Origin of the sequence: Streptomyces sp. TLI_146, from assembly GCF_002846415.1 — a bacterium.
Classification (GTDB): domain Bacteria; phylum Actinomycetota; class Actinomycetes; order Streptomycetales; family Streptomycetaceae; genus Streptomyces.
In genome coordinates, this window is record NZ_PJMX01000001.1 from 8,594,165 (window position 1) to 8,612,476 (window position 18,312).

The window sequence follows — 18,312 nt, forward strand, 5'->3', positions numbered from 1 at the left end:
CCGTGTGCCGGCCCCGCCGAAGTAGTTGCTCTGCACGAGATCCTGACGCCTTTGAGTCTGCCGCCAGGGTGGGTCCGACTTCGGGGCGATGCTCGCGGAGTGGTAGGTCAGGTGACTTTCCAGGCCGCCTCGATCATCTGGAAGATCTCGTCCACGGCGGCCTGCGGTTCGTCCGCCTCACGGGCAAGCGAATAGGCGTCGATCACGAACCGCGCGATCGTCCGGCAGGCCGTTGCGCTCTGTGCCACGCCGGGATCGGCGGCGATGGCCGTGGCCAGCGACTCCGCGTGGCGCAGCCGCATCGACTCCTCGTACTCCCGCAGCGCGCGTGACTCCTCGATCATGCGGTAGATCGGGGCGGTGCCGTCCCCGGTGCAGTGCCGGACCATGGCCTGGATCTCGCGGCGCAGTGCGGGGATGAGTGGCTCGTGCGGCGCGCGCTCGGTGACCGCCTGGGTGAGGCGTTGTTCGAAGTTGTCGTCCTGCTCGAAGACCAGGGCCTCTTTCGAGGCGAAGTGGGAGAAGAGCGTGGTGACGGCCACGTCGGCCTCGGCGGCCACGTCACGGATGCCCACCGCGTCGTACCCGCGTTCCAGGAAGAGCCGAAGGGCGGTGTCGGCGATCTTCTGGCGGGTCGCGGCCTTCTTGCGTTCACGGCGTCCGGTCGTCGGCACGGTCATGCCGCTGACACTACCAAATCCAAAGGTGTAACGGTTTCAAACACATAACCGTTAGTGTTACGGTCGCCGACATGAAGAGAGTGAACTTCGCCGAGTTCGGCGGTCCCGACGTTCTCCACCTCGTCGACACCGAGGAGCCCCATGCGGGTCCCGGTCAGATCCGCGTCGCCGTGCGGGCGGCGGGTGTGAACCCCGTCGACTGGAGGATCCGGGAAGGCCAGTTCCAGAAGGTCCGCCCGATCGAGTTGCCCGCCGGTATCGGGCAGGATGCCGCCGGGGTGGTCGACGAGGTCGGCGCGGGTGTCGACGGGGTCGAGGTGGGTGACCACGTGTTCGGGCGCGGCTCAAGTACCTATGCCGAGGTTGCCGTGCTGTCGGCCTGGGCCCGGATACCGGAGGGGCTGACGTTCGAAGAGGCTGCCGGGTACCCCTCCGTGGTGGAGACCGCGCTGCGCATCCTCCGCCAGGTCGGTGTGCGGTCCGGGCAGACGCTGCTGGTCAGCGGCGCGTCCGGGGGAGTCGGTTCGGCGGTGCTACAGATCGCCCGCGACCGCGGGATCACGGTGATCGGCACGGCCGGGGCCGCGAACCAGGACTATCTGCGGAGCCTGGGTGCCCTCGCGGCGACGTACGGCGAAGGCTGGGTCGAGACGGTGCGGCAGCTCGGCCAGGTTGACGCGGCGCTCGATCTGGCCGGGTCGGGCGTGATCCGCGAACTCATCGAGCTGACTGGGGATCCGCAGAAGGTGATCTCCATCGCCGATCTCGGCGCGCCGGAGCTCGGTGCCCGGTACTCCGGCGTGACCGGGAACGTGCCGCAGGCCCTCGCCGAGGCCGCCGCCCTCATCGCGCGGGGAAAGCTCCATATCCCGGTCGAGAAGTCGTACACGCTCGCCGAGGCCGCGGCGGCACACATCGACAGCCAGGCCGGTCACACGCGCGGGCGCCGGGTCATCGTCGTCTGAGCCGATCTCCGGCCGGTCGTCCGTCGGTTGTCGGAGGCGGGTACCGTCGCGGCCGGAGGCCTCCTGCTCGATGCGACTGGCATCGTGATCCGACTGCGAGACGGCAGCGCTGCGATTCAGTGGGGCCAGTTGGTCCTGCGGCATTGTCGCCCAGCGCCACTGCCAGCGGCGGCCGAGTGGCCCTCTTGGCCCCGGGGTGAGTGACGGCCGGAGCCGTATCACCGACAGTGCCGCTCCGTCCCCGTCCTCCCAGCTGTTCGAGCCGGTGAACTCCCGTCCCCCCGGATGCCGGTGAGGACGTTCGGTGCGAGGACGCCGCGGAAGGGGAACCGGCCGTCCCCGCACCACGGCCGCCGCCGGAGATACCACCCCCCCGGCGGCGGCCCACAGCCTTGCCGGCCGGGCTGCCCGGCCGCGAGCGCGACCTCGCACTCCGGCAGTACGCGGCACCGGCCCGCATCGAGCCCATCACACCGGCCAACTACCTCTAGAGAAAGCCATGTTGAGGAGCGGGCTCTCGTGCGGTGGTGGCGCGCTGTGGGTCCCGCATGTGGTGCGAGCCGTGCAGGTTCCGTCCTTGCTCCGCAGGGTGTGAAGGGTCGGGCCGCGCGTCGCGTGGTGAGTGCGTGTCGCGCTCCAGCGTCCCGTTCCGCGTTGCGTGCGCTGCGGCGGGCCCGTCGACCGCGTGGCGCAGCAGGATTTCCACGAGTTCGGGCTCCGTGAGCCGCATGGCGGCATGCGCTGTGCCTCTGCCGTGAGGAGCTGGAGCCCGCCACCGCTGACCCTGCGGCGGGTCCGCAAAGGGAGTTTCACAGAGGGGTTGTTCCGGCGGCGCGACTGAGGCTGTTGATCTCCCGCGCGGCGGGAGGTGCGGTGCGGGTGAGCCGCGTACTTCACCGCGCGCCCGAGATTCTGTGGTCGCGCGTTGGAGACCAGGCCGCGGCGCCGCACAAGACTTTTCGACGGCTCCGTCACCAAGGTGTGGATGCTTCGGGTGGGGCGGACTCGGTTTCGAACAGCGGGTGTGGCTTTTTGGTACTCCGCGCGGCATACACGGGGCTTGTTCCTATTGATTCGATAATGCCGATATGAGTGCCTGCTATGGATTGTCCGGCCTGGTGAGACCTGTGGTCTTGGCCAGTGCGGGAGTCTGCCTGCTCGGAGCGGCGCCCCTGGGGGGTGGTGATGGCGACGCGCTGCGCATGGCGGTTTCGACGAACAGTGTTTCCGTGGTGGGGGTCCGGGTGCGAGTGGGGCAGGAGTTGATCCGGACCTATCGCTTGCGTAATTTCGCGGAGTGGGGCCTCCGGGACGTCAAGGTGGTCGACGCGCAAGCGGTGGGGGGCGTGGCGCGGTGCCCCCGGGGGGCGCTGGCTCCGCTGGGAACGATGGTGTGCCGAGCCGTGGTCCGCGCGGCGGCGGGTCGGCATGTCAGTCGGGTCACTGCCACGGGTGTGCCCACGTGGGAGGGTTACCGGTCGGCTTACGCGGCTGCCCCGGCTGGTTACGACGCCCGTGCCTCGGTGTTGACGCTTGAGCGCTCCGCATCGCAGAAACGTCTCTCCTATCGGCTGGTGTACTCGGGCCCGGCGCCCTTGGAGAACGTAAGGTTGCGGGATCCGCTGCTGGACCCGGCGGCTTTGCGGTGTGCTTCGGGCGGGGGACTGCCCCCCAGCTTGCCGGCCGGCTCGGATCTGGAGTGCGGGGCTCCTGCGCCGGACCAGCCCGGGCCGCACGAGTCGGTGGCCCGGATTTCGGGAACGACCGCGGACAAGGCCGTGTCCTGGACCGGAAAGCCGCTGCCCCCGCTGGCCCTTGCCGCTGAGGCAGTCGGCGGATACACCGTCCCGGTGCCCTCTCGGCCCTCCATGCCGCCTCGACGGGCCCGCCCGGTCCGTCCGGATGGTCTCTCCGGTTCTGTGGGCGAAGGGATGCGCCGCTTGGCCCGGGGGGTCTTGCCGCGCGGTGCGCAGGACCGGCCGGGTCCGTCGGCTACGGCTGTCCCGCGCCGGGAGGCCCCGCTGCTCCCGCCGGGGTCGGCAGCACTGCCGCCTGGTCCTGTGCCGCCCGGTGCTCTGGGGTTCCTGGGTGTTCCTGTACCGCCGGGCGTTCCGGTGACAGGGGATGTGTTCGGCGCGGGTCCGTTCGGTCCGACGCCGGGGCGGCCTGTGCCCGTTGTGCCGACGGCGGCGCCGCTTCCCCCGGGGGCTGCGCTGTCCGGCCGCAGGGGCCATCCACCTGGCGACCCGCTTGAAGAGGGGATGGACTGGGCGTTCATCTCGTTGATGGTCGTGGCCTTCCCAGCCCTCCTGGCTGCCATCACCTCCGTATCGCGCAGATCGAACCCCCCGGGGGAGAGGGACTGACATGTTCGGTGTGGGAATCGTGTACGCGCTGGTGGGCGCGACGGCGGCGTTCGGTCTGACGTGGGCGCTGTCGCGTAGCGAAGCGTCGAAGAAGGCCCATCTGGAGGCCCCGGCGCTGGCGTTCGTGGGGAGCGCGACACTGGCGCTGTTCGTCCTGGTGGCGGCGTTCTTGGTGGCCAGCTCCTGGCAGCAACGCAATGCGGCAAGCGATCACACTTACCAGGAGGCCCGCGGCCTGGAGTCCGCCTATGCCGCTGCCGGCGCGCTCCCGGTCGCACAAGGAATGGCGGTCCGTGAGCAGATGAGGGCTTACGTCCCGGAGGTGGCAGGGCCCGAGTGGGCTCTCATGCGGCGTCAGGAGATGAGCCCGAGCGCCTCGCGCATGCTCGACCGCACGAGGCTGGCGGCCGCACGCCTGCCGGAAACGAGCGAGGAGGTCAAGACGGCCAAGGAGACGCTCACCACCGCCCTGGCCGCGGTGACCACCGCACGCAACCAGCGCTCCAGCGACATGCGGTGGAGCGTGCCGGATCCCATTTTCTACGCATTGATCGCCACGGCCTTGCTGGTTTTGCTGTACCCGGCGTTGGTCGGTATCAACGCCGGGCCGCGGCACATGCTGGTGATGTTCTTGTTGGGAACCGTCTTGGGGTTCGGGGTCTATTTGGTCTCCAGTCTCCAGCATTCCTTCTCCCCGCCCCTGGGGATCGAGCCGGATGCCTACCGCCAGACACTCGCCCGGTTCGACCAGATGGATGCGTCCACCTAGCAGCACCGGGGCCGGAGTCCGGTGGGCGTGGGGCCATATGGGCTAAAGGTGGGGACGAGGGTGAGCGTGGCCGGTGCGATGAGCAAGGTGTGTGACTGCATGGTGAGGTTATGCAATCGCCTGACTCCTCCGGGGCCACCCGGCCCAACTCCCTGTCCCGACGCCGTTTCACCGTCACCACCGCGGCGAGCGCGACTGCCCTCGTGGCTACGGCCGCTCCCGCGGACGCTTCCCCTTCCGCGGTCGAGGAAACCGTCGGGGCTCCCGCGGGCGGCGGGGCCCTCTCTCGCCGATGCCTCGAATTGGCGCGAGCGCTCCTGCTGCGCGGATCTGAGGACCAGGATCTGGTCCCGTCCTATCGCCAGGTGCTGGTGGGTGGCGGCCTTCCCCGCTCGGCAACCGCCCCGAAGAAGGTCCTGGTGGTGGGGGCCGGTCCGGCGGGTCTGGTGGCTGCCATGCTGCTGCGACGCGCCGGACACGCGGTCACCCTCCTTGAGGCCAACGGCAATCGGGCGGGCGGAAGGATCAAGACCTTCCGGACAGGCGGGCACGAGCGGGCCGCCCAGCCGTTCGCCGATCCCCGGCAGTACGCGGAGGCCGGAGCCATGCGGATTCCCCAGAGCCACCCCCTGGTGATGGCGCTCATCGACCACCTGGGAGTACCGCGGCAGAAGTTCCGCCTGGTCGACGAGCACGCGGACGGGACACCGGCCCAGCAGACCTGGATCCACGTCAACGGACTGCGCGTGCGCCGGTCCGACTATGCGCGCGACCCGCGGCGGGTGAATCGTTCCTTCGGCGTTCCTCGGCAGCTCTGGGACGTTCCCGCCGGCCAGATCCTCAGCGATGCCCTCGACCCGGTACGGGACGAGTTCAGCACTGTGGGCACCGACGGGCACCGTACGGGCAAGCAGCCCGGCGAGATGGTCGCTGGCTGGGCACGTGTCATCGAGCGCTTCGGTGACTACTCGATGCGCCGTTTCCTGAGCGAGGTCGCCAGGTTCGACGAGGCCACCATCGACCTGATCGGCTGCCTGGAAAACATCACCTCCCGCCTTCCGCTGTCCTTCCTGCACAGCTTCCTCGACGCGGCGCTCATCAGCCCGCAGACCACGTTCTGGGAACTGAGTGGAGGCACCGCCGCGTTGCCCGACGCCCTGCTGAAGGAGGTTGGGCCGTGCATCCGCTTCGACCGGCGCGTCACTCGGATCGAGTACTGGGACCCCGACCGCCCCCACACCGACACCTCCCACGTCAGCGCCAACGGGCCGCACGTGTGGGTCGACACAGTCTCCGAGGGGCGCGGAGGAACACCGGTACGGGAGCAGTTCACCGCGGACCTCGCCGTCATCACCGTGCCTTTCTCCGGGCTGCGCCATATCCAGGTCACCCCGCTCATGTCGTACGGCAAACGCCGGGCGGTCACCGAACTCCACTACGACAGCGCCACCAAAGTGGTCCTCGAATTCAGCAGACGCTGGTGGGAGTTGAGCGAAACCGACTGGAAAAGGGAACTCGACACCATCGCGCCCGGCCTCTACGACTCCTACCGCAAGGGGCGTGCACCCGACGACGGCAGCCTGCTCGGGCGGCACGGCTCCGTCACCGGCGAGCGACTGTCCGACAGCCAGCGCGCCTACTACGCCGGATACCGCTCCACGACCCGGGATCAGCCGGCCGCGGTGGCCAGCCTCGGGGGAGGGTCGGTGAGCGACAACCCCAACCGCTTCACCTTCAACCCCTCCCACCCCGTGCCCGGCAGCCCAGGTGGTGTCGTACTCGCCTCCTACACCTGGGCCGACGACGCCATGCGTTGGGACGCCTTCGACGACGACGCCCGCTACCCCCACGCCCTGGCCGGACTGCAGGAGATCTACGGCCAGCGCATCGAGGTCTTCTACACCGGCGCCGGACGCACCCAGAGCTGGGCGCGCGACCCCTACGCCTACGGCGAGGCCTCAGTGCTGCTGCCCGGTCAGCACACAGAGCTGTTCCACGACATCGTCGCCCCCGAAGGCCCCCTGCACTTCGCCGGTGACCACACCTCCCTCAAACCCGCCTGGATCGAAGGAGCGGTGGAATCAGGTGTCCGCGCCGCACTGGAGGTCCACAACGCTCCCTGAGCTCAGCTGAACTGGCTGAGCTGAGCCAGTCGGCCATGGGCTGACCCAGCCCGGCCGACCCTGTCGGATTCGCGGCGCGGCCAGGCCTCAGCGGCACGCCGATCCGTCCGGACGGCGCGCCTTCCGCCCAGAGGCGGCGGGGGCAGGCCGGGGCGGGGGACGGAACTCGCGGTGTCGGCTTCGTACCGGGAAGGGGCGGACCACCGGCTGGTGGTGGTCAGTCCGGCCAGTGTCCCAGTCGCCTCGTCGCCGTCGAGGCCGCCCGCACGCGGGGCCGCAACGCGGACCTCAGCGCCGACAAGCACATGGAGAACGACCGCTACGCCGCTGACTCCTGTCCCGGTGCCGACGTTCCGGCGGTGGCACCGGATGGAGATCTGGGAGCCGCGCTCGTACGAGCAGGTCATCAAGCTGGCGCAGGACCGCCTCGTCTACCTGCCCGGCTGAAGTACCGGTATCGCCGTGGCCGGCGCCGCAAGGCTGCCGTCGCATCCCTCATTCATTTCTGCGCCCGGCCCGTCTCGGTGCTCCGTCGGCCGAGACCGGCCCGGCGGGTCTTGCCGCCGTCGGCTTCGACACACGGACGCCGGTGGACGTCGGCGGTCAGGTCGCGGGCCTGGCTAGTCGTCCCCGCCGGCAGTCGACTTCACACCCCGGCGCCGTTTCCTCTCGGAGCGGCGCACCAGCTCGCCCGCGACGAGCGTCACGGTCGCCACAGCACGGACCCAGCGAGACCCTCCGCGCCCCGCCCACACCACACATGCGCACCCGCCTACGGCGAGCACCAGGACACCGAGCAGCACCGAACCGATCATGTTCCCCGCCTCTGCGTTCGTTCACGCGACCCCATTGATCATCTCAGGCGGAGACGAGGCCCGAGCAAGTTGCCCGGCTGAAACGCGCCCCAGCAGTGCGGCGGCGCCGGTGCGACGACCGGATCCTGCTCGACTGCGGGCAGGCCCGCGCTGCTCGGGCCGGCCGGCCGCCGCGCCCAGCGCCATGCGATCGCGGCCGCCTCGGCGCCGCGATGCCGGGGCCTCCGATTCCTCGACGAGCCGGTGGAACCGGGTCGGGAGCCGCACCGCGGCCGCCGACCATCGGCTCGATCTCCACGCGGCCACCAGCCGACGTTGTCTGCGGTTGAGCGAGCGTGGCTGCCGCCGAAGAGGTGTCAGCGGTGGGTGGCCCGGCGGCGTGCGGCAGCCAGCGTGCCCGCGCCGACGGCGAGCAGGGTCGCTGCGCCGATGCCGTAGACGAGCATCCGGCCGCCGTTGCTGCCGGTGTGGGCCAGGTTCCCGCCCGGACTGGCCGGGGCGGCGGCGACGGATACGGATGGTGACGGTGCCTGCGAGGACTCCCGGTGGCCCGGTGTCGCCGACGGCTTGCCGGTGGCCGTGCTGGAGGGTGCGGGGCTGGTCGACGGGCCGGGGTCCGGAGCGGCCGTGCCAGTGGGGGTCGGATCGCTGGTGGGGGTGTCAGTGGGGTCGGCTGTGGGAGTCGGTACGGGAGGAGTGGTCGGATCCGGCTCACACGGGCGACCGCCGTTCCAGGCGGTGAGGAGATCATCCTTGATGGGGCTGAACGGGTAGTGCGGGAGCGGATTGACGACCCCGTCGTACTTCTCGCCTCCGACGTACAGGTCGATCTGGCCGTAGCACTTCGGCATGTGAGCCGACACGTCGAGGGTCGCCCTGGGATGCTTCCGGTCGACCGTGACGGTCGCCGACCCGAGGAAGGTCTGGTGCCCCGAGGTGGGCCAGGTCGGGCCCTCCGTGCCGTATGAGGCAAGCGTGACCTGGTAGGAACAATTGGCCTCGGACTCCGCGTGCAGATCGGCCTCTACCTCGATGACCCCGTACGGTCTGTCCAAGCGGGGCTCGACGCTCCAAGTGCGGCCACCGTCGGTGGAATAGGAGAATCCGGCAAGGCCGCATCCGGGCGCGATCTCGGCGTGCGCGGTGCCGAGCGAGAGGAATGAGGCCCCCGCGGCCATACCGAGAGTGGTGAGACCTGAGGTCGTCCGACGAAACGCGTGGTGCACGGAAAATCACTTTCTGACAGCGGCCTGTTGATGGACTTCGTCGCCTCCGTTTCTGAAGGCCCGTCAAACTTATCCATCCACGCAGGGCCGAAATCGACGTCAATCCGTGGAACTTCCTGCAGGAGGAGCCTGCAGGCTCCTGCAGCCCCCTTGGGCCATTGGTCCTGACCAATAGGGGCGTAGGGCCCTGGGGCCACTGGCCGCCCTGGTGAAGGATCTCTTCCCGACGGCCCGCCCGATCCGGCCCGCCGCACCACGTCCACGCCGCACCAAGGGGGCCCGATGGAAGGCAACGCCCTGGCGGTGCTCGGCCTGAGCGCACAAGAAGAAGCGGTCTACCGGCTGCTCCTGCGCTCGCCCGGCATCGGACTCCTGTCGATCGCTCACGCGTGCGGAACGGGCCAGGACGATGCCCAGGCCACCGTCGCCCGGCTGCTGGACCTGGGCGTGGTACGGGCGGACGCCGACTGGAGTGCCTTGAGCGGCGTCGACCCCGCGACCGCGGTCGACCGGCTGGCGCGACTGCGGATACAGGGGTTGCAGGGGGAGATCCGGCAGGTCGCCTCGTCGCGCCACCTCATCGACTCCCTGGCCGAGGACCAGATGGCGGGGCAACGTGCAGCAGTGAGCGAACTGCAGCAGGTCGAGGGCTTGGACCAGGTGATCGCGTGTGTCGACGAGCTGTCCTTCTTCGCCCGCGAGGAGCGGCTCACCACGCATCCCGGGCCGATCCTCACCGCCGCCCTGGACGCGGTCAGGACCTCGGACCTGAAGTACCTGCGGCGCGGCCTGGCGATGCGGACCATCGTGCACGCCGATGCGCTCGGCCACCGGCAGGTCGACCGTTTCGCATCGGAGCTCGCGCAGCAGGGTGCCCAGGTGCGCGGCGCGACCGGCCGGTTGGAGCGGATGGTGATCTTCGACCGGCGCACCGCCCTGGTGGCGACCGACCCGGACGACATCACCTGCGGCGCCCTGATAATCCGCCAGCCCGGACTGCTGGCCCACCTTCTGAGCCTGTTCGAGTACCGCTGGTCGCAGGCTCATGCGGTCCCGGACGAACTGCCCACCAGCGCCGAACGTCACGTCCTCGAGGTCATGGCGCGAGTCGACAAGGACGAGGCGGGGGCCCGGGAACTGGGCATGTCCTTGCGTACATACCGTGGCCACGTTGCTTCTTTGCTGCGCCGTCTGGACGCAGCCAACCGTTTCCAGGCTGCCCTGGCGGCCCGTGAGCGGCGCTGGATCTGACCCGACAGGCGCACCGTCCGGCCGTCGACATCGGTGAGGGAACAGACGCGAAGACCGCGCGTGTGACGGCGCGCCTCGCCCGCCGTTCCGACGAGCATGGCCATGCCGTCAGCCGCCCGGGCGACGAATGCCGAGCGGTCGACTGCGTACGAGGTCCGTTCAGCCACCGTGCTTCTGCGCGGTGGGCCCCGGCCGCCGCCGGTGCTGATCAGTCCGCTCAGCAATCGGTCAGTTGCTCACCTGCCGCAATTGCCGCCGCTACCAGGCTACGAGACTCAGATGACGGCGGCTGGCCAGGGCAACGTCCTCGCCTCCTCTGCGACTGGGCGCAGGTCGACATCCACGACCCCGCCGGTCGGTCCGGCAGCTGGTGCCTGCTGGTCCGCCGCAACCGTCGTGTCGGCGAACTCGCCTTCTACCGCTGCCTCTCGCCCCTGGCGGTGGCACTGTCCGAACTGGTGCGGGTGGCCGGACAGCGCTGGACGATCGAGGAGACGTTCCAGGCCGGCAAGGGTCTGACGGGCCTGGACGAACACCAGGTTCGCCTCTGGACCTCCCGGCATCGCTGGGTCACGGTCGCAATACTTGCCCACGCCTTCCTCGTAGTCACCGCGGCAACCGAACGCCGCGACCGGCCCGCCCTGGTCGGCCTCTTCTCGTCGGCGGCGAGTGGGGCGACGGCACGGAGGCACCGTCGCCCGTCGCCCATCAGTCGGTTTGGGTCCGCTTGGGGAGCAGGAGCATCAGCGCCCACATCGTGATGAGTGTGCCGACGACGTACCAGAGGTTGTCCGCGAAGGCGGTGCTCACAGCGGGCCCGCGGGTATCGGCGCTGATGTGGGTGAAGAAGACGACGGTGGTCAGGGCCGTGCCCAGCGCGACGCCCAGTTGGGTGGCGGTGTTGAAGAGGCCGGAGGCCGATCCCGCGTGGCGGTGGGCGACCCTGCCCAGGGTCAGATCGGCGAGCGAGGCGGCAACGAAGCCGACGGCGGCCTGGCCCGGGGTGAGGCCGAGGCCGTTCTGCATGAACATGACCCAGGAAAGGAAGAAGATGCCGGACAGCAGCCCGAAGGCCAGCTGCGTGGCGAGCCCGGCACTGAAGGCGCGGCCGGTGAAGAGGGAGAGCACGACCAGGGGAGAGCCGTCCTTGCGCATCTTGCTCTTCTGCTGGACCAGGAACACCGTCAGGACAAGCAGGCCGACGGCCATCGTCGCGAACATCCAGATGGGCCAGTCGCGTTCGCCGCCCATCGTGAGCGGGAGCGTGATCAGCAGCAGGCCGAGCGCGGACAGGAACATGCCGAGCGGTCCAGGCGCGTGGTGCGGTTGTGGGACTCGGGAAGGAAGTGCCGGCCGAGGATGACGGCGGCGATGCCGATGGGCAGGTTGATCAGGAAGATGGGCCGCCAGCCCAGGCCGAACAGGTCAGCCTGGTTCAGGACCCCGCCAAGGACCGGGCCGATGACGCTGCCGAGCGACATGACGGTCCCGTACAGGCCGAACGCCTTCGCCCGGGAGCCCTCGTCGTAGGTGATGTGCAGGGTCGCGAGGACCTGCGGCACCATCACCGCGGCCGCCGCGCCCTGGAGCACGCGGGCGGCGATCAGCAGGTCAGGACCGCTCGCGATTCCACACAGAAGCGATGACAGCGTGAAGAAGGCAGTGCCGGCCAAGAAGATCCGCCTGCGGCCGTAGCGGTCGCCGAGCCGGCCGCCGGTGATCAAACCGAGCGCGAAGGTCAGGACGTAGGCGGCGTCGATCCACTGAAGGGCCGCGGCGGTGGCGCCGGTGTCGGCGGCGATGGAGGGCAGGGCGGTGTAGACGACGGAGCCGTCGAGCGCGTTCATCAGCTCCGCGGTCAGGACGACGGCGAGGGTGACGGACCGGGCACGGCCGGGGGCCGAGGATCCGGCGCGCGGCGGGCTGGTGGTGGTCCGGTCGGTGGCGTGGGACATAGGAGGAGATCTCCTGCTTCCGGTGAGTGTCGGGGATACGGGCAGGCCGGGGCCGCGTACGCCGACTGCGCACAGGAAGAGCAGGAGTGGGCCCAGGCCGACGAAAGGGGGCGCCGTCGCCGGCACTCGGTACGGCACCGCGAGGGTGCTGTCCGTGCCGGACAGGGGACGGCTATCGGGCCTGGGAGATACGTCATCACCTCAAATCGACGACCGGCGGAACACGTCCGCCCGAGGGGAAGGGAACAGCGGAGGAGTCGGGCCGGAGTACGCACTCAGGCCCGGGGGTGCGGCGGCCCCGCCCGGTACGGTCAGGGCCGCCGACGGCGGTTCAGGCGGCCTTGACCGGCTTGGGCAGCTGGAACATCAGCGCCCACATCACCGCGAGAGCGGCGATGACGTACCAGATGCTGCCCGCGAACGCCTCGGTCACGGTGGTGCCGTGGCTGCCCGCGGGGGCGTGGTTGAAGAAGACCACGGAGGCCGTCGCGATACCGAGTGCGGTTCCGAGCTGCATGGCGGTGTTGAACAGTCCCGCCGCGGATCCGGCGTCCTCGTGGCCGACCTGGCTGAGGGTGAGACCGGCGAGACCTGCGCCGACCATGCCGAATCCGGCCCCGACGAAGATCATCGGGGCGACGGCGGCCAAGAACGGCATCCCGGTCTGCTGGGTGGAGACGAGCAGCTGGTAGGCGACCAGAGTCGCGGCGATGAGCACCGCCCCGGCCTGCGGCACGCGCCGCATGTGGCGGCCCGCCCACTTGGAGGCGAGCATCGCGCCGGCCATGCCGCCGACGGAGATGGCGACGGACGCCGGAGCGAACTGCCCGGGCGAGAGGCCGAGGCCGGACTGCATGAACAGCACCCACGTCAGCAGGAACACGCCGGAGACCAGGCCGAAGACCAGCTGGGCGGCGAGCCCGCCGGCGAACGCCTTGCTCTCGAAGAGCGACAGCGCGACCAGGGCGGAGCCGTCCTTGTGGGTCTTCGCCCGTTGCTGGGCCACGAATGACGCCAGCGTCAGGGCACCCGCGACGAGCATGAGGAAGCTCCACGTCGGCCAGTGCTTCTCGCCGCCCACGGTGAGCGGGTACGCGAGAAGGAGCAGCCCCCCGCCGGAGAGCAGCATGCCCAGCGGGTCCAGACGCCTGGCCTGCTGCTCGCGGGACTCGGGAATGAACCGGAGGGCGAAGAGCACGGTGGCCACGCCGATGGGCAGGTTGATCAGGAAGATCGCCCGCCAGCCGAGACCGGCGATGTCGGCGGAGGTCAGGACGGCGCCCAGGACGGGCCCGAGGACGCCGCCGAGCGACATGATCATGCCGTACATGCCGAACGCCTTGGCCTGCGACTCGCCCTGGAAGGTGACCGCGATGGTGGCCATGACCTGCGGCACCATCGCCGCGGCCCCGGCGCCCTGGAGGGCCCGCGCGGCCACCAGGAACTCCGGGCCGGTCGCGATCCCGCACAGCAGCGAGGCCAGCGTGAACAGCACTGTGCCGGCGATGAAGACCCGCTTGCGCCCGAAGAGGTCACCCAGGCGCCCGCCCGTGATCAGGGCGAGAGCGAAGGTGAGGGTGTAGGCGGCGGGGATCCACTGCACCGCGGCGCTGGACGCGCCGGTGTCCGCCTGGATGGACGGCAGTGCGGTGTGGACGATCGAACCGTCGAGCGCGTTCATCAGCTCGGCGGTCAGCACCACGACCAGGATGATCGTGGCGGCACGGCCGACCTCTGTGGGGCGTGGACGACCGTGGGTATGGGTGTCGGTTGACACGAGGGGAATTCCTGTTCGCGTACAGAAGGAAGAGGGACGGGGCAGGCCTGGGCATGCCCCGGCACGCGTACAGCGAGACAGGGGGAAGCAGGGTGCAACGAGCCCAGGCCATCAGGGAGCACCGCCGCTGAGGCATACGTCGGAAGCCCGCCATCGCGGACAACCGGAAAGAGCCTCAGAACGAGCGGCTACTTACTTGGCCTGGGAGATACGTCATCACCTCGAAACACAGCGCCGGGCCCCGGAACGGGCACCGACGGAACCACACGAGGCTAAAACGTTCCCGGTCCTCCCCGCAACGCAATAAATCACCCACTGCCGACGGGGTCGCTGCTCACCGGTGCCTCATCGCGCGCTGGTGCTCGTTGGCCGACGGCCCTCACCGGGCCCTCACCCTCGTCGAGCTCGGCTGCGTCCGGGTCGTGCAGCGGACGCAGGGCGTGGGCCGGCGAGGCGGACGCGGTGAAACCGCAGCGGCCGAGCGGTTCAGGTCGCGGTGCTTGAGCGGGGAGAGCCGGGCGGTGGCCTCCTCGCGGATCCCGTGGCCCTCGGCCTGGAGCTGGGGGACGGCGGCGTCGATGTACCGGGTCGTCAAACGCCTGCCCCGGCGGGGTGGGCTCCTTGTCAGCGGTGCAGGGTCTCGAAGGCGGCGGCCAGGACGCGGGGGTCGTGGTGGCCCCGGTAGACCGCGGGCGGGTGTGTGTCGAGCCGGAGGAGTTGGGACACCGCTGTCCAGGCGGTTCGCACCGAGTACTCGACGGTGAAGACGACGTCGTCGGGCACCTCGGCGAACTGTCCGATGAAGGCGAGGTTGACCGACCCCTCGGGCACGACCTTGGGCCGGTCGTCGCCGCGGCGGGCGAGGAACTGGCTGGTGATGTACGGCATCAGGCACGGCACCACGGTGGAGGTCTCCAGGACGCGGGTCGCCGTCGGCTCGTCGAAGCGCAGGTGGTGCAGGACTTCTTCGAGGATCTCCCGGCCGGAGCACATCGTCATCGGCTTGGGCGTCGCGTTGCCCGCGCGGCCGGGGAACAGGCCGTAGCCCCACCAGACCGAGACGCCCTCGGGCTGGTCGCGGTAGACGGGCTGGCGGTTGGCCACGATAGTGAGCAGCCAATTGGAGTCGGTGAACGTCATCAGGCCGCCCCTGCCGGTCTGCCGGCCGCTCAACTCGGCCAGCGCGTCGAGGAAGACGGGATCCTTGGCGGTGACCGTGAACGACTCCCAGCGGGACTCCTCCACATGCTTGTCGAAGGCTCCCGGATTGCCGAAGTCCTCGCGTCCCCGGACCAGCCGGTGCCAGAGCAGCCACGCGTCCGAACGGTGGGGAGTCGGGGGTGGCGGTGAGGTGTGCGTGCCGAGGCTGGACGCGTCGGTCATGGAACCGTTGGTGACCAGAACCAGGTCCTCGGGCGAAACGGCGATCTTCTCCTTGTGGCCGCCTTGGGTGATGTGGATGGTGTCGACCGTGGTGTTCTCGATCCCCGGCGTGAACCCCAGGTCCGTGACGCGGCATCCGGTGTGGACGGTGACACCGTGTTCGCGCAGCCAGGCCGTCAGGGGTCGCACGATGGAGTCGTACTGGTTGTAGCGAGTCCGGTAGATGCCGGACATGGAGGTGAACTTCGGGAAGAGATGGATGAAGCGCCTGAGGTAGCGATGGAACTCGATGGCGCTGTGCCAGGGCTGGAACGCGAACGTGGTGCACCACGTGAACCAGAAGTCCGTGGTGAAGAAGTGCTCGCCGAAGCAGTCCGTGATCCGTTTGCCGTCCAGGTGCCTCTCGGGAGTCGCCAGACACCGAACCAGCTCCAGCCGGTCGCGCTCGGAGAACCCCACCGAGGAAGAGGTGTCGACGATCTTCCCTTCTGCGTCGACGAGGCGTGCGATGTCGTCCCAGGCGAAGTCCTCGTGTCCGGCCAGGATCTCCTGCGTCACCGACACCGCAGGGTCGTCGAGGGTGGGGATGCCGGACAGCAGGTCGTACGTGCAGCGGAACTCGGCCTCGAACATCCGCCCGCCCCGCATGGTGTAGCCGGCGTCCGCGGTACCGCCCGCGTCCAGGCTGCCGCCGATGTTCCGCTGTTCCTCGAAGAGATGGATGTCCGCTCCCTCGAAACCGCCGTCGCGGATCAGGAACGTGGCCGCGGCCAGGGCCGCTATACCGCTGCCTACCAGATACGCCTTCGCCATCACACAACTCCTCTTTCTCGTCTGTCGATCGGGAACCGCGCACCCCACGGTTTCCCGCTCGGGTGGGCGCCGTCAGTGGGCCGTTCGTCACCGGCCTGGTCCGGACGGCCCCGGAAGCGGGCCGCCCCGGTGGGTGGGCCGTCATCGACCAGGGCGGCTCATCGGGGCTTCACGCCGAGTGCGGGCCTGCGCGCCACGGCGGGGCCGCCGTGGCGTGATGGTCCCCGAAGCGGGCGGCCTTGTCGGTCTGCCGGCGCAGCCGGTCCTGGAACTGGTCGACGACCTCCGCGCCGGGCAGCCACAGGTCGGGCCCGGAGACCTCGAAGCGGATGCGTCGGGCCGGGACACCGGCACGTAGCAGTTGTCCCCGGACCTCGCGCAGGAACGGCAGCGGGCCGCACAGGAACACCGTGGCGTCCTCGGGCAGTTCGATCCCCTCGATGTCCGTCAGGCCGGGGCGGGCTTCGGGGTCCTCCGCGCCGGGCCTCCCGTACCAGAACGCGGCGCGGGTGCCGGGCAGTTGCCCGACGAGCTTGCGGGACTCGGTGCGCGGGGCGTGCGCGGCGGGGGAGCGGTCGGCGTGCAGCACCAGCACCAGCACCGGGCGGCGCGAGGCGATGGTGGCGAGGTGGGTCAGTATGCCGGTCATGGGCGGGCGGCCGATGCCCGCGGACCGGGCACGAGCGGGTCGGTGGCATTGTCCGGGGCGTCGAGGAAGACGTCGCCGAAGGGCGTGGACAAGGTCAGTCCGTCGCCGTCGCGGACCTGCTCGGGCAGCAGGGTGGAGACCTCGCCGGCCGGCTCGCCGGCTGTGCCGGCGACCAGCTTCACGGTGATGCGCCGCAGGTCCTCGCCGGGGTCGGACGACAGGCTGTACTGCCGCGACTGGCGCGCCCCGGCAGCCATGCGCACGCGCACGCTCACGTACTGACCCGCCCGGGCCCGCGGCGCGGGTTCGCCGTCGGACGGGGTGAGCAGGAAGGGCACCGTGTTCGGTGTCTCGGTGCGGCGCTCGATGACGGTCCACTGCCGCCACACCTCGCCGCGCTCGACGGCGGCGTCCCGGTAGAGGCGGGCCTCCCGGCCGATCAGGGCGCCGGCCATCAGCCAGCCCACCTCGTCCCAGGCGGCAGCCACCTCCGGGGTGACCATGTCGCCGAGCACCCCGGCGATCGCGCCGAACAGGTACTTGTGGACGATCGAGTTCGTGATCACGGGGAATCAAACCAGTGATGGGGAGGGCAATCCCTCCCGTGAACGGCTCGCGTCACAGGGTGCCCGCTGGCTGTGAGAAAGCCTCAAGATCACCGGGGGCGATCGGATCAGTCCTCCAAGTCCTGCATGTTGGAGGTGACGAAAGCGAATGCCTCCGCTGACACGCAGAGATCCCCGCTGAAGGGGCCATCGAGTTCGGCGACGAGGAAGACGGCGAAGGCTACCGAAGCGACGAGGGTTGCCATGATCAGTCGCATCTGCCACGTCTCCGAGAGACCGAAGGCGACAGACAGGGCGAGGATTCCGATGGCGTCGACGGCGATGAGGAGCCACATCACCACGGGGATGCGCGAGGTGGCGGAGAGCAGACGGGTGCGGCGGGCGTCACCGAGTTCGTTGAGGCGGATGAGGGATTGGGCGTACAGATGCGTACCTCGTTGTTCGGCCGACATGGTCGTGTACACCGTCCACAGCTCCACCAGGGCGGCGTTCGCCCGGACGCTGTGGCTCCCGGCTGCCATCGCGGGCCATTCGTCCGAGACGACGAGACGGGCGTAGGTTCGTACCGCCCCTTGGACTTGGCGTCGGATTTGAACTTCGAAGCCCCTGGACATGCGTTCGAGGTCGGCGAGGGCGTTGGCCTCTCTGGCGACAGTGCCTTCGGTTTCGGTGAGGGACTGCCATACGACGACCACGACGAAACCGATGATGAGGGCGAAGAGAGTCCCTACGAGTGACAGTCCACCCCCCAGAAGGGCTTGATCGTTCTCGGTGAACTGTCCGTTGAAGCAGCGGCGAACCACCGGAATGAGGGAGTCGGTCAATACGACGGCCCCGCCGATCAGGAGCGTAGCCGACTTCCAGGCCGCACGTTTCGCGTGCGGAATGAGCGTGCAGACAATGGCTGCCGTACCGGCGAAGATCCCGCTGCCGTACGTGAGAATCTCAGATTGCATCGTGCCATCTCGTGCTTC

14 protein-coding genes and 2 pseudogenes are annotated in these 18,312 nt (G+C 69.7%); 5 read left to right on the forward strand and 11 right to left on the reverse strand.

Going from position 1 to position 18,312, the window contains the following annotated elements:
- Nucleotides 1–107 precede the first annotated feature (107 nt).
- Nucleotides 108–680, reverse strand: a complete 573-nt coding sequence (locus BX283_RS38255; protein ID WP_101391950.1) for a TetR/AcrR family transcriptional regulator — start codon at nucleotides 678–680, stop codon at nucleotides 108–110.
- 71 nt (nucleotides 681–751) lie between these two features.
- Between BX283_RS38255 and BX283_RS38260 the strand changes: the two genes are divergently transcribed.
- The 3 genes from BX283_RS38260 (at nucleotide 752) to BX283_RS38270 (ending at nucleotide 6,903) form a co-directional block, all read left to right on the forward strand.
- Nucleotides 752–1,645, forward strand: a complete 894-nt coding sequence (locus BX283_RS38260; protein ID WP_101391951.1) for an NADP-dependent oxidoreductase — start codon at nucleotides 752–754, stop codon at nucleotides 1,643–1,645.
- Nucleotides 1,646–4,012: 2,367 nt separating this feature from the next.
- Complete coding sequence (locus tag BX283_RS38265; RefSeq protein WP_101391952.1) at nucleotides 4,013–4,780, forward strand: DUF4239 domain-containing protein; 768 nt, start codon at nucleotides 4,013–4,015, stop codon at nucleotides 4,778–4,780.
- A 110-nt stretch (nucleotides 4,781–4,890) separates the two neighbouring features.
- Nucleotides 4,891–6,903: an FAD-dependent oxidoreductase gene (locus tag BX283_RS38270; RefSeq protein WP_101391953.1), complete on the forward strand. Its 2,013-nt coding sequence runs from the start codon at nucleotides 4,891–4,893 to the stop codon at nucleotides 6,901–6,903.
- Nucleotides 6,904–7,523: 620 nt separating this feature from the next.
- On the opposite strand, the gene BX283_RS38275 is transcribed toward BX283_RS38270, so the two are convergent.
- Complete coding sequence (locus BX283_RS38275; RefSeq protein WP_101391954.1) at nucleotides 7,524–7,718, reverse strand: hypothetical protein; 195 nt, start codon at nucleotides 7,716–7,718, stop codon at nucleotides 7,524–7,526.
- Between the two features lie 356 nt (nucleotides 7,719–8,074).
- Entirely contained in the window at nucleotides 8,075–8,896 is an 822-nt protein-coding gene (locus tag BX283_RS38280) for a hypothetical protein (RefSeq protein ID WP_101391955.1), read from the reverse strand.
- 330 nt (nucleotides 8,897–9,226) lie between these two features.
- Between BX283_RS38280 and BX283_RS38285 the strand changes: the two genes are divergently transcribed.
- Both BX283_RS38285 and BX283_RS41960 read left to right on the forward strand, forming a co-directional pair.
- Nucleotides 9,227–10,195, forward strand: a complete 969-nt coding sequence (locus BX283_RS38285) for a response regulator transcription factor (protein ID WP_101391956.1) — start codon at nucleotides 9,227–9,229, stop codon at nucleotides 10,193–10,195.
- A 320-nt stretch (nucleotides 10,196–10,515) separates the two neighbouring features.
- Nucleotides 10,516–10,836, forward strand: a pseudogene (locus BX283_RS41960) (IS701 family transposase); the annotation flags it as partial.
- 67 nt (nucleotides 10,837–10,903) lie between these two features.
- On the opposite strand, the gene BX283_RS41965 reads toward BX283_RS41960, so the two are convergent.
- The 8 genes and pseudogenes from BX283_RS41965 to BX283_RS38320 all read right to left on the reverse strand — a co-directional run bounded on the left by BX283_RS41965 (nucleotide 10,904) and on the right by BX283_RS38320 (nucleotide 18,294).
- Complete coding sequence (locus BX283_RS41965) at nucleotides 10,904–11,494, reverse strand: hypothetical protein (RefSeq protein ID WP_257584185.1); 591 nt, start codon at nucleotides 11,492–11,494, stop codon at nucleotides 10,904–10,906.
- Nucleotides 11,464–12,150 carry an MFS transporter gene (locus BX283_RS41970; RefSeq protein ID WP_257584186.1) on the reverse strand — a complete coding sequence of 229 codons (687 nt, stop codon included), beginning with the start codon at nucleotides 12,148–12,150 and terminating at the stop codon, nucleotides 11,464–11,466. The genes BX283_RS41965 and BX283_RS41970 overlap by 31 nt, the downstream gene beginning before the upstream one ends.
- Before the next feature lie 331 nt (nucleotides 12,151–12,481).
- The gene (locus BX283_RS38300; RefSeq protein WP_218976555.1) at nucleotides 12,482–13,927 is read right to left on the reverse strand and encodes an MFS transporter; all 1,446 of its coding nucleotides are present in this window, start codon (nucleotides 13,925–13,927) and stop codon (nucleotides 12,482–12,484) included.
- A gap of 386 nt (nucleotides 13,928–14,313) precedes the next feature.
- Nucleotides 14,314–14,519, reverse strand: a pseudogene (locus BX283_RS38305) (hypothetical protein); the annotation flags it as partial.
- Nucleotides 14,520–14,551: 32 nt separating this feature from the next.
- A complete protein-coding gene (locus tag BX283_RS38310) occupies nucleotides 14,552–16,171 on the reverse strand; it encodes an oleate hydratase (RefSeq protein WP_257584187.1) in 1,620 nt (539 codons plus the stop codon).
- A 121-nt stretch (nucleotides 16,172–16,292) separates the two neighbouring features.
- Nucleotides 16,293–16,772 (reverse strand): hypothetical protein, encoded by a 480-nt coding sequence (locus BX283_RS41975; protein WP_257584188.1) that lies wholly within the window; start codon nucleotides 16,770–16,772, stop codon nucleotides 16,293–16,295.
- The gene (locus BX283_RS41980) at nucleotides 16,769–17,338 is read right to left on the reverse strand and encodes an FAD-binding oxidoreductase (protein WP_257584189.1); all 570 of its coding nucleotides are present in this window, start codon (nucleotides 17,336–17,338) and stop codon (nucleotides 16,769–16,771) included. The genes BX283_RS41975 and BX283_RS41980 overlap by 4 nt, the downstream gene beginning before the upstream one ends.
- 107 nt (nucleotides 17,339–17,445) lie before the next feature.
- Complete coding sequence (locus tag BX283_RS38320; protein WP_180357399.1) at nucleotides 17,446–18,294, reverse strand: DUF4239 domain-containing protein; 849 nt, start codon at nucleotides 18,292–18,294, stop codon at nucleotides 17,446–17,448.
- Nucleotides 18,295–18,312: the final 18 nt, after the last annotated feature.

Coding starts and splice junctions, on each gene's coding strand:
- BX283_RS41970 (WP_257584186.1), bottom strand. CDS start 12,150: ATGTCCCACGCCACCGACCGGACCACCACCAGCCCGCCGCGCGCCGGA.
- BX283_RS38265 (WP_101391952.1), top strand. CDS start 4,013: ATGTTCGGTGTGGGAATCGTGTACGCGCTGGTGGGCGCGACGGCGGCG.
- BX283_RS38270 (WP_101391953.1), top strand. CDS start 4,891: ATGCAATCGCCTGACTCCTCCGGGGCCACCCGGCCCAACTCCCTGTCC.
- BX283_RS38275 (WP_101391954.1), bottom strand. CDS start 7,718: ATGATCGGTTCGGTGCTGCTCGGTGTCCTGGTGCTCGCCGTAGGCGGG.
- BX283_RS38255 (WP_101391950.1), bottom strand. CDS start 680: ATGACCGTGCCGACGACCGGACGCCGTGAACGCAAGAAGGCCGCGACC.
- BX283_RS38285 (WP_101391956.1), top strand. CDS start 9,227: ATGGAAGGCAACGCCCTGGCGGTGCTCGGCCTGAGCGCACAAGAAGAA.
- BX283_RS41965 (WP_257584185.1), bottom strand. CDS start 11,494: ATGTTCCTGTCCGCGCTCGGCCTGCTGCTGATCACGCTCCCGCTCACG.
- BX283_RS41975 (WP_257584188.1), bottom strand. CDS start 16,772: ATGACCGGCATACTGACCCACCTCGCCACCATCGCCTCGCGCCGCCCG.
- BX283_RS38280 (WP_101391955.1), bottom strand. CDS start 8,896: ATGGCCGCGGGGGCCTCATTCCTCTCGCTCGGCACCGCGCACGCCGAG.
- BX283_RS38260 (WP_101391951.1), top strand. CDS start 752: ATGAAGAGAGTGAACTTCGCCGAGTTCGGCGGTCCCGACGTTCTCCAC.
- BX283_RS38320 (WP_180357399.1), bottom strand. CDS start 18,294: ATGCAATCTGAGATTCTCACGTACGGCAGCGGGATCTTCGCCGGTACG.